At 63.2% G+C, this 10187-nt stretch carries 8 protein-coding genes; 4 read left to right on the top strand and 4 right to left on the bottom strand.

Annotated features, from left to right (window positions below):
• Window positions 1-247 precede the first annotated feature (247 nt).
• Both AB3X96_RS17300 and galU read left to right on the top strand, forming a co-directional pair.
• Window positions 248-3127 (top strand): valine--tRNA ligase, encoded by a 2880-nt coding sequence (locus tag AB3X96_RS17300; protein WP_368590623.1) that lies wholly within the window; start codon window positions 248-250, stop codon window positions 3125-3127.
• 62 nt (window positions 3128-3189) lie between these two features.
• Window positions 3190-4071, top strand: coding sequence for a UTP--glucose-1-phosphate uridylyltransferase GalU (galU, locus tag AB3X96_RS17295; RefSeq protein WP_013089956.1), 882 nt, complete (start codon window positions 3190-3192; stop codon window positions 4069-4071).
• A gap of 98 nt (window positions 4072-4169) precedes the next feature.
• Here galU and AB3X96_RS17290 read toward each other — a convergent pair whose 3' ends face one another.
• From AB3X96_RS17290 to AB3X96_RS17275, 4 genes are all read right to left on the bottom strand, one after another.
• Window positions 4170-4397, bottom strand: a complete 228-nt coding sequence (locus AB3X96_RS17290; protein ID WP_026225937.1) for a sulfurtransferase TusA family protein — start codon at window positions 4395-4397, stop codon at window positions 4170-4172.
• A 100-nt stretch (window positions 4398-4497) separates the two neighbouring features.
• The gene (locus AB3X96_RS17285; protein WP_368590622.1) at window positions 4498-5544 is read right to left on the bottom strand and encodes a Gfo/Idh/MocA family oxidoreductase; all 1047 of its coding nucleotides are present in this window, start codon (window positions 5542-5544) and stop codon (window positions 4498-4500) included.
• Window positions 5544-6560 (bottom strand): inositol 2-dehydrogenase, encoded by a 1017-nt coding sequence (gene iolG, locus AB3X96_RS17280; RefSeq protein ID WP_368590621.1) that lies wholly within the window; start codon window positions 6558-6560, stop codon window positions 5544-5546. The genes AB3X96_RS17285 and iolG overlap by 1 nt, the downstream gene beginning before the upstream one ends.
• Window positions 6553-7437 (bottom strand): MurR/RpiR family transcriptional regulator, encoded by an 885-nt coding sequence (locus tag AB3X96_RS17275; protein ID WP_018435220.1) that lies wholly within the window; start codon window positions 7435-7437, stop codon window positions 6553-6555. Before AB3X96_RS17275 ends, iolG begins: the two co-directional genes overlap by 8 nt.
• Window positions 7438-7713: 276 nt before the next feature.
• On the opposite strand from AB3X96_RS17275, the gene AB3X96_RS17270 reads away from it, so the two are divergent.
• Both AB3X96_RS17270 and AB3X96_RS17265 read left to right on the top strand, forming a co-directional pair.
• Window positions 7714-8760: a sugar ABC transporter substrate-binding protein gene (locus AB3X96_RS17270; protein ID WP_026228647.1), complete on the top strand. Its 1047-nt coding sequence runs from the start codon at window positions 7714-7716 to the stop codon at window positions 8758-8760.
• 224 nt (window positions 8761-8984) lie between these two features.
• Window positions 8985-10175: an ABC transporter permease gene (locus tag AB3X96_RS17265; RefSeq protein WP_368590620.1), complete on the top strand. Its 1191-nt coding sequence runs from the start codon at window positions 8985-8987 to the stop codon at window positions 10173-10175.
• Window positions 10176-10187 lie beyond the last annotated feature (12 nt).

Genomic DNA, 10187 nt, shown 5'->3' with positions numbered 1-10187 from the left:
CTCACGCGGACCGAGGGACCCGCTTAAGAGTTAGCGGTTTGAGCTGTCTTCTTTGCCTACTTTCTTTGCAGCAGCAAAGAAAGTAGGTGCCGCCCCGCACAGGGGCAACGCTAATAGACCGATAACACAACAAGGAAAGGCCAAAGAAGCCAGAACAACGACAAACCAAGCCGCCAGCAGGCAAAAACCCCTCGTTAGCTATAATCAACCATTCTCCGCCATCAAAATCCTGCTTTTAACCAGAAACATGAGCGACACCCCGAGCGACCCGACCTCGACGCTTGCAAAAAGCTTCGAACCCCACACCATCGAAGCCCACTGGGGCCCTGAATGGGAAAAGCGCGCCTACGCCGCGCCCTCCTTCGACGCGAACCGCAAGGATTTCTCGATCCAGCTGCCGCCGCCGAACGTCACGGGCACGCTGCACATGGGCCACGCGTTCAACCAGACCATCATGGACGGTCTCACCCGCTATCACCGCATGCTCGGCGAAAACACGCTGTGGGTGCCGGGTACCGACCACGCGGGCATCGCCACGCAGATCGTCGTCGAACGTCAGCTCGACGCACAAGGCGTGTCGCGCCACGACCTCGGCCGTGAAAAATTCGTCGAACGCGTGTGGGAGTGGAAGCAGCAGTCCGGCTCGACCATCACGAATCAGGTGCGTCGTCTCGGTGCGTCGATCGACTGGTCGCGCGAATACTTCACGATGGACGACAAGATGTCGGCCGCCGTGCGCGACGTGTTCGTGCGCCTGTATGAACAGGGCCTGATCTATCGCGGCAAGCGCCTCGTGAACTGGGACCCCGTGCTGCTAACCGCCGTGTCCGACCTCGAAGTGGTCAGCGAAGAAGAAAACGGCCACCTGTGGCACATCCACTATCCGTTGACCGACGGCTCGGGCCATCTGACCGTCGCCACCACCCGTCCGGAAACCATGCTCGGCGATACCGCCGTGATGGTGCACCCGGAAGACGAGCGCTACGCGCACCTGATCGGCAAGACCGTCACGCTGCCGCTATCGAACCGCGAAGTGCCGATCATCGCCGACGATTACGTCGACCGCGAATTCGGCACCGGCGTCGTCAAGGTCACGCCCGCGCACGATTTCAACGACTACCAGGTCGGCCTTCGCCACAAGCTGCCGCAGATCGAAATCCTCACGCTCGACGCGAGGATCAACGACAACGCGCCCGAAAAATACCGCGGCCTCGACCGTTTCGAAGCCCGCAAGCTGGTGGTCACCGATCTCGAAGCGCTCGGCGCGCTCGAATCGGTCAAGCCGCACAAGCTGATGGTGCCGCGCGGCGACCGCACCGGCGTCGTGATCGAGCCGATGCTGACCGACCAGTGGTTCGTCGCGATGAGCAAGCCGGCGCCCGAAGGTACGTTCAATCCGGGCAAGTCGATCGCCGAGACCGCGCTCGACGTCGTGCGCAACGGCCAGATCAAATTCGTGCCGGAAAACTGGACCACCACCTACTACCAGTGGCTCGAAAACATCCAGGACTGGTGCATCTCGCGTCAACTGTGGTGGGGGCATCAGATTCCGGCGTGGTACGGCGAGAACGGCGAAGTGTTCGTCGCGAAGACCGAAGAAGATGCGCGCGCGAAGGCCACCGCTGCCGGTTACTCGGGCGCGTTGAAGCGCGACGAAGACGTGCTCGACACGTGGTTCTCGTCGGCTCTGGTGCCGTTCTCGTCGCTCGGTTGGCCGAACGAGACGGAAGAACTGAAGCACTTCATGCCGTCGTCGGTGCTCGTCACCGGCTTCGACATCATCTTCTTCTGGGTCGCGCGCATGGTCATGATGACCACGCACTTCACGGGCAAAGTGCCGTTCGACACGGTCTACGTGCACGGCCTCGTGCGCGACGCCGAAGGCCAGAAGATGTCGAAGAGCAAGGGCAACACGCTCGACCCGATCGACATCGTCGATGGCATCGACCTCGACGCGCTCGTCGCTAAACGCACCACCGGCCTGATGAATCCGAAGCAGGCCGCGTCGATCGAGAAGAAGACCCGCAAGGAGTTTCCGGACGGCATTCCGGCGTTCGGCACCGACGCGCTGCGCTTCACGATGGCGTCGATGGCCACGCTCGGCCGCAACGTCAATTTCGACCTTGCGCGCTGCGAAGGCTATCGCAACTTCTGCAACAAGCTGTGGAACGCCACCCGCTTCGTGCTGATGAACTGCGAAGGCCATGACTGCGGTTTCGGCCAACCGGCGCAATGTGGCGAATGCGGGCCAGAAGGCCAGTTGCATTTCTCGCAGGCTGACCGCTGGATCGTGTCGCAGCTTCAGCGCGTCGAAGCGGAAGTCGCCAAGGGCTTTTCGGACTATCGTTTTGATAATGTGGCCAACGCCATATACAAGTTCGTCTGGGACGAATATTGTGACTGGTACGTCGAGCTCGCCAAGGTGCAGATCCAGACGGGGCAGCCGAACCAGCAGCGTGCCACGCGTCGCACGCTTTTGCGTGTGCTCGAAACGGTGCTGCGCCTCGCGCATCCGGTGATCCCGTTCATCACCGAAGCGCTGTGGCAGAAAGTGGCGCCGCTCGCGGGACGCTACCCGGAAGGCAAGACCGAGGGCGAGGCGTCCATCATGGTGCAGCAGTACCCCATCGCGGAGCCTTCGAAGCTCGATGAAGACGCCGAGCAGTGGGCGAGCGACCTCAAAGCGGTGATCGATGCATGCCGGAATCTGCGCGGCGAAATGAATTTGTCGCCGGCGGTGAAGGTGCCGTTGCTCGCCACCGGCAACGCGGAGCGTCTTCGGACGTTCGCGCCTTATGCTCAGGCGCTTGCGCGTCTGTCCGAGGTGCAGATCATCGCCGACGAGGCCGCGCTCGATGCTCAGGCGGATGGCGCGCCAATTGCTATCGTAGGAACGGACAAGCTCGTTTTGAAGGTCGAAATCGATGCGGCGGTCGAACGCGAACGCCTGTCGAAGGAGATCACACGGTTGAGCGCCGAAATCGTGAAATGCAACGGTAAGCTGCAAAATCAGGCGTTCGTCGCGAAGGCGCCGGCGGCGGTCGTGGAACAGGAGCAGAAGCGGCTGGCCGATTTCGAAGCCACCGTCGGCAAGCTGAAAGCCCAACTGGCTCGCTTGCCGGCCTGATCGACGCGCCCGCCGTCCTCAACGGCGGGCAAGGATTTAACCAGAGGACTCAGGGTATTCACATGCTAAAAGTTACGAAGGCGGTTTTTCCGGTAGCAGGTCTTGGCACCCGGTTCCTCCCCGCCACGAAGGCTAGCCCGAAAGAGATGTTGCCGATCGTCGACAAGCCGCTGATTCAGTACGCGGTCGAAGAGGCCATGGCGGCCGGCATCACCGAAATGATCTTCGTCACGGGCCGCAGCAAGCGCGCGATCGAAGACCATTTCGACAAGTCCTATGAGATCGAGGCCGAACTCGAAGCACGCGGCAAGGACAAGCTGCTCGAACTCGTGCGTAGCATCAAGCCGAGCCACGTCGACTGCTTCTACGTGCGCCAGGCCGAAGCGCTGGGCCTCGGCCACGCGGTGCTGTGCGCCGAGAAGCTGGTTGGCGACAACCCGTTTGCCGTGATTCTCGCGGACGACCTGTTGTACGGCACGCCGCCCGTGATGACGCAGATGATCGAGGTGTTCGATCACTATCACAGCTCGGTGATCGGCGTCGAAGAGATCCCCCCGCAGGACACGAAGTCGTACGGCATCGTCGATGGCAAGGAATGGGAAGATTCGATCATCAAGATGTCGGGCATCGTCGAAAAGCCGGAGCCGAGCGTGGCGCCGTCGAACCTCGGGGTGGTCGGCCGATATGTGCTGAAGCCGCGCATCTTTGATCACCTGCGCTCGATCAAACCGGGCGCGGGCGGTGAATTGCAACTGACGGACGCGATCCAGTCGCTGCTCGCCGATGAACAGGTGCTCGCGTACAAGTATCACGGCACGCGTTTCGACTGCGGCAGCAAGCTCGGCTACCTGAAGGCGACCGTCGAGTTCGCGCTGCGTCACCCGGAAGTGGCCTCCGATTTCGAAGAGTATCTGCGTACCCGCTCGCCGGTGCTCGAAGGCTGACGCCAAGGTCAGGCTGAAACGAAGAAGGCGCTGTACCCCGAATAATGGGGACAGCGCCTTCTTTTTTACATCGGACGGACAGTTTTACCGGATGCTGCTCAGCGGCGCCGCATCAGAAACGTAAATACCTTGTCGTGCGCCGAGCTTTCGACGATCTCGTTGCCGGTCTGCTTCGCGAACGCGGCGAAATCGCGCTGCGAGCCGGGATCGGTGGCGAGCACCTTGAGAATCTGGCCGCTTTCCATGTCGGCGAGCGCTTTTTTGGCGCGCAGGATGGGCAGCGGGCACATGAGCCCGCGCGCATCGACTTCCTTGTGAATCTGAATTTGCATCGACGATGACCTTCGGGACGAGGCGTCGCTGACGACGCCGGACAGAGGGTCAAATTCTACAGCAGGCGGCGCGGCGGCGCCGGGCAGCACACCGCTACAGCGTCACCGCCCCGCCGCTTTGCAGCGACTCGCGCAGCGCGACGCCGATACGCGTCGCTTCGAGCGCATCGGCGAGCGTCGCGCCACTCCGTGCCGCATCACCGTTCCCCGGCCCTTTCTGCACCGATGCGACGAACGCGCGTGCCTCGTGCAGAAACGCGTCCTCGAAGCGGTCGAAAAAGTTGGGCGTGCATTCGTTGCGGATGCCGGTCGCGTCATAGATCTCGACGCGGTTCGCGCGCGGATTGCGGCCGATCGTCAATGCGCCCGCGGTGCCGATCACTTCGCTATGCGTATCGTTGCCGTGCGCCTGCGTGCGCGACGCGTAGAACATCGCGAGCTTGCCGCCCTCGAATTCGCAGATCGCAACGCCGTTGTCGACGTCGCCGAATTCGCGCAGACCCTCGTGCAACGCAATCGTGCCCGCCGCGAACACGCGCGTCGCGCGCGGCTTGCCGAGCAGCCAGCGGGCGACGTCGATGTCGTGCACCGTACAGTCGAGAAAGATGCCGCCCGAGGTCGCCGCGAAGCGCACGAAGAAGCCGTCGTTGTCGTTTTTATCGGTGGTCTGCGAGCGCACGAGAAACGGCCGGCCGATCTGGCCGGCGGCGATTTTCTCGAACGCGTCGCGGTAGCTCGGATCGAAGCGGCGCATGAAGCCGATCGTCGCTTGCAGATGCGGATAGCGCGCCGCTTCGGCCAGCACGCGCTCGCATTCGGCGACATCGAGCGACAGCGGCTTTTCGCAAAACACGTGCTTGCCGGCGCGCAATGCGTCGACGATCTGCTGCGCGTGCAGCGACGACGGTGTGACGAGCCATACCGCGTCGAGTTGCGGATCGGCGAGCAGGTCCGCGTAATCGGCGTAAAGACGCGGCTCGGGTAGCGCATCGCGCGCCCACGCAAGTTCCTCTTCGAGCGGACTGCACGCGGCCGCGAGCGTTGCACCCGGCACGCGATACGCGAGATTCTCCGCATGCCGCTTGCCAAGCCGCCCCAGGCCCACCACGCCGATCCGCAAGCGCTCCGTGGCGGGCTTCATCACGCGGCCTCGCCGAGTTTGACTGCGCGGCCCTCGCGCCATGAACGCGTCGCGGCTTCCGCGAGTTCGAGCGCTTTCAGGCCATCGGCGACGGTCGTGCGCACCGGCTTGCCGTGCGTGACCGCGTCGAAGAAATGCGCGATTTCGAGCGCGTACGCCGCGCGATAGCGTTCGAGAAAAAACGCCTCGGGCACGTCGGTCGATACCTTCGTTTCCGAGTACGCGGTGACTTCGGTCGGCCGTATGTTGCCCGCTTGCAGCATGCCGGTGCTGCCGAGCACTTCGAAGCGCTGGTCGTAGCCGTACGCGGCGCGCCGCGTGGTGTTGATCTGGCACAGGCGGCCGCGCTTCGTGCGGATCGTCACCGCGGTCGAATCGATGTCGCCCGCGTCGGCGATCGCGGGGTCGGTGAGGCAACTGCCGGTGGCGTGCAGCGTGTCGGCTTCGTCGTCGAGAATCCACCGGCAGATGTCGAAGTCGTGAATCAGCATGTCCTTGAAGATGCCGCCGGAGCGCCGGATGTAGTCGACCGGCGGCGCGCCAGGATCGCGGCTCGTAACGACGAGCATCTCGGGTGTGCCGATCTCGCCCGCGTCGAGGCGCGCTTTCAATGCGGCAAACGTCGGATCGAAGCGCCGCTGAAACCCGATCATGCACACCACACCCGCGCGCGCCACGGCTTCTGCGCACATCCGCGCGCGCTCCAACGTGAGATCGACCGGCTTCTCGCAGAACACGTGCTTGTTCTGCGCGGCCGATTTGACGATCAGGTCCGCATGCGTGTCGGTGCTCGAACAGATCACGGTCGCGCCAATCGAAGCGTCGCCGATCGCGCCGTCGATATCCGCGACCTGCGCGCCATGCTGCGAGGCGAGCGCGGCGGCCGCTTCGCGATTCACGTCGACCACGTATTTGAGCCGCACGCCGGGCTGCCGCGCGAGATTCGCCGCATGGATCTTGCCGATGCGTCCCGCGCCGAATACCGCGACGTCGATCGTGCTTACCGCGTCAGTCATCGTAGCCTCCAGTGTCGTTGGATTCTTCAACGTTCAGTTCGAGCTTGTACGCGAGCGCGATGAAGAGCGCCTGGCACAGGCAGATCGTGCTGGTCAGCGAGCGGAACGCGAACGCGCTGCCCTCTTTCACGTAGAGTTGCGTGCTCGCGTAGCGCGCGAGCGGCGATAGCTGGCTATCCGTGATGACGAGCGTCTTCGCCTGATGATGATGCGCGACGCGCAGACAGTACTGCGTCTCCTTGCCGTACGGCGCAAAGCTGATCGCAATCACCACGTCGCCCTTCCTGACACTGCGAATCTGCTCGCGATACATGCCGCCGAAGCCGGACACCAGATGCACGCGCTTGTGCGTGTGCTGCAACGCATAGACGATATAACTCGCGACCGGAAACGAGCGCCGCACGCCGATCACGTAGATGTTGTCGGCCTGCTGCAGCATCTTCACGGCGGCGTCGAACTGCTTGTCGTCGAGACCCGCTTCGAGTTCTTCGAGGCCGCCGCGCGACGCGGCGATGAACTCCCGCGCGACCGCGCCGCCCGACAGCGTGCCGGGCTTCTCGTCGATCAGCTTGCGGATGCGCTGCTGATAGCTCGACGACGACACGCCCTGCCCCGTATACGCCTGACGAAACACCGCCTGCAGATCCGAAAACCCGGAAAAGCCGAACCGCTGCGCAAAGCGCACGACCGCCGACGGGTGCACGCCGCAACTCGCGGCGATATCGCTGGTGCGATCCATCATCACGCTCGAGCGATGCTGCTCGATATACGTCGCCACGCTCTTCAACTGCCGCGGCAGCGACTCGTAGGTATCCGCGATGCGCTGCATCAATTCGTCGACGCTCGGCAACGCTTCTTCGGTGATCTGTTCCGCCATGACTGCCTCTCGGGGTTTCCTGCAATGCGACAGACGCGCCCGCGGCCCGCCGCAACATGCATCCGACGTTGCCGAGTATAGGCGGCCGCCCCATCAAATGGAACGTATTTTCCATTTTTATTTGTCATGAAATTTTCTTTGCAAGGCCTCGGAAGATGACCTACTCTTGGTCGTGAGCGATGGCGCTTCGGCCTCGTTGTGTGGGTCATCGGAATGGCAAGCCACCCGCCAGGCGCTCCCTCAATAACGAACGACAGACCGAGAAAGGTGGAGACAATGAGACTTTGCAGAGGCAAGGCAACGCTCAGGATTCTGGTGACGGCGTTGACGTTGGCGACGGGATTCGGCGCGGCCTCGGCCGCCCGCGCGGCAGACGCTCACTTCGTGCTGATCAGCCACGCGCCGGATTCGGACTCGTGGTGGAACACGATCAAGAACGCGATCAAGCAGGCCGACGAGGACTTCAACGTTCAGACCGACTACCGCAACCCGCCGAACGGCGACATCGCCGACATGGCGCGTCTCGTCGAGCAGGCGGCCGCGCGCAATTACGACGGCGTGATCGTATCGATCGCCGATTTCGACGTGCTGAAAAGTTCGATCGGGAAGGTCACCGAGAAACACATTCCGCTCGTCACGATCAATTCGGGCACCGAGGAGCAAAGCGCGAAGCTCGGCGCGATCATGCACGTCGGCCAACCCGAGTTCGCGGCCGGCAAAGCCGCCGGCGAGAAGGCCAAAGCCGCCGGCATCAAGTCGTTCCTGTGCGTGAACCACTACGCGACGAACCCGGCCTCGTTCGAACGCTGCCGCGGTTTCGCCGAAGCGATCGGCGCCAACTTCAAGACCTCGACGCTCGACGTGGGCCAGGACCCGACCGGCGTGCAGTCGAAGGTCAGCGCGTTCCTGCGCAATCATCCGGATACCCAGGCGGTGCTGACGCTCGGTCCGCTATCGGCCGACCCGACCTTGAAGGCGCTGCAGCAGATGGGCGTCGCCGGCAAGATCTGGTTCGCGACGTTCGACTTCGATAGCGACATCGCAAAGGGCATCCAGGACGGCACGATCCAGTTCGCGATCGACCAGCAACCGTACTTGCAGGGCTATATCCCGGTCGCCGTGCTGGCGATCGCGAAGAAGAACAACACCACCGATCCCGTGAAGATCCGCGAGGTCCTGCAGGCGAATCCGAAATTCAAGGAGCGTCTCGCAACCTATGGGCTCGCACCGTCGTACGGGCCGCGCAATATCGGCTCGGGTCCGGGCTTCATCACCAAAGAAAATGTCGACAAGGTGCTGAAGTACGCAGGTCAGTACCGCTGAACGCACGGCATCGCATCGCATCGCGCGATCAAACCGCCGCGCCGGCGGCAAGGTTGAAAAAGCAGTGACCGGTGGGACGCATTGCGTCTTGCCGGCACTCGCCCGCTCAGCGGACATGCCGCCCAGCGGTTATGCCGCCCAGCGGTTACGCCGCCCGGCGGATTCGCAAACGCCCACGGCATTGCGCCGACTCGCCGGTCGCGGGCGTATCAAGGAGAGCTTCAATGGGTGTCGCCGACCTGTTTCATCCCCATCACCGCAAGCAACCGCCGTCTGATCCGCAAGACCCGGCGCAGTCTGGCGCGACGACCGCCTCGCAAGCCGCTGCCGTCGACGAACGCGTGCGCGAGGAATCCTGGTTCCGCCATTTGCTCGGCCGACCGGAATTCGCGGCGCTCGCCGGCACCGTGATGGTGTTCATCGTGTTCGGCCTGGCCGCCGGCAACTCGGGGATGTTCAACCTCGACGGCGTGATGAACTGGTCGCAGGTCGCCGCCTATCTCGGTCTGATCTCGGTCGGCGCATGCCTGCTGATGATCGCCGGCGAGTTCGATCTGTCGATCGGCTCGATGATCGGTTTTGCCGGCATGATGGTCGCGTTGCCGACCATGTACTTCCACTGGCCGATCTGGCTTGCGATCGTGTTCGCGTTCGTCGGCTCGATGCTGCTTGGCGCGCTCAACGGCTATCTGGTGATGCGCACGCGCCTGCCGTCGTTCATCGTCACGCTCGCGTTCCTGTTCATTCTGCGCGGTCTGACGCTCGCGCTGTCGGTGATGTTCGCCGATCGCACGATCATCTCCGGCGTCGGCGACGTCGCGCGTCAGGACTGGTTCGCGCACACGTTCTTTCAGGGCGTTGCGTTCCGAGGTCTGTTCGTATGGCTCGGCCACCTCGGTCTCGTGAAGATGCTCGACAACGGCGCGCCGCTCGTGCCGGGCATTCCCAAGGTGCTGCTGTGGTGGTTCGTGCTCGCGGTGGTCTGCGCGTTCACGCTCGCGAAGACGCGCTTCGGCAACTGGATTTTCGCGGTCGGCGGCGATGCCAACGCGGCCAAGAACGTCGGCGTGCCGGTGCGTCGCGTGAAGATCTCGCTGTTCGTGCTGACCGCGTTCTGCTCGGCCCTGTATGCGGTGCTGCAGGTGTGCGATATCGGTTCGGCCGCGGCCGACCGTGGTTTGCAGGCGGAGTTCGAGGCGATCATCGCCGCGGTGATCGGCGGCACGCTGCTGACGGGCGGCTACGGCTCGGTGGTCGGCGCCTGCTTCGGCGCGCTGATCTTCGGCGTCGTGCAGATCGGCATCACGTATACCAACGTCGATTCCGACTGGTTCCGCGTGTTCCTCGGCGTGATGCTGCTGTTCGCCGTGCTGTTCAACCACTACGTGCGCGGCCGCGTCGCGGCATCGCGCTAGGCGGAGGTTCAC

The sequence above is a fragment of the Paraburkholderia sp. BR13439 genome (genome assembly GCF_040948805.1).
GTDB lineage: Bacteria > Pseudomonadota > Gammaproteobacteria > Burkholderiales > Burkholderiaceae > Paraburkholderia > Paraburkholderia youngii.
This window is presented reverse-complemented; position numbering and strand designations above follow the sequence as displayed.

Coding starts and splice junctions, on each gene's coding strand:
- AB3X96_RS17285 (WP_368590622.1), bottom strand. CDS start 5,544: ATGAAGCCCGCCACGGAGCGCTTGCGGATCGGCGTGGTGGGCCTGGGG.
- AB3X96_RS17270 (WP_026228647.1), top strand. CDS start 7,714: ATGAGACTTTGCAGAGGCAAGGCAACGCTCAGGATTCTGGTGACGGCG.
- iolG (WP_368590621.1), bottom strand. CDS start 6,560: ATGACTGACGCGGTAAGCACGATCGACGTCGCGGTATTCGGCGCGGGA.
- galU (WP_013089956.1), top strand. CDS start 3,190: ATGCTAAAAGTTACGAAGGCGGTTTTTCCGGTAGCAGGTCTTGGCACC.
- AB3X96_RS17275 (WP_018435220.1), bottom strand. CDS start 7,437: ATGGCGGAACAGATCACCGAAGAAGCGTTGCCGAGCGTCGACGAATTG.
- AB3X96_RS17265 (WP_368590620.1), top strand. CDS start 8,985: ATGGGTGTCGCCGACCTGTTTCATCCCCATCACCGCAAGCAACCGCCG.
- AB3X96_RS17300 (WP_368590623.1), top strand. CDS start 248: ATGAGCGACACCCCGAGCGACCCGACCTCGACGCTTGCAAAAAGCTTC.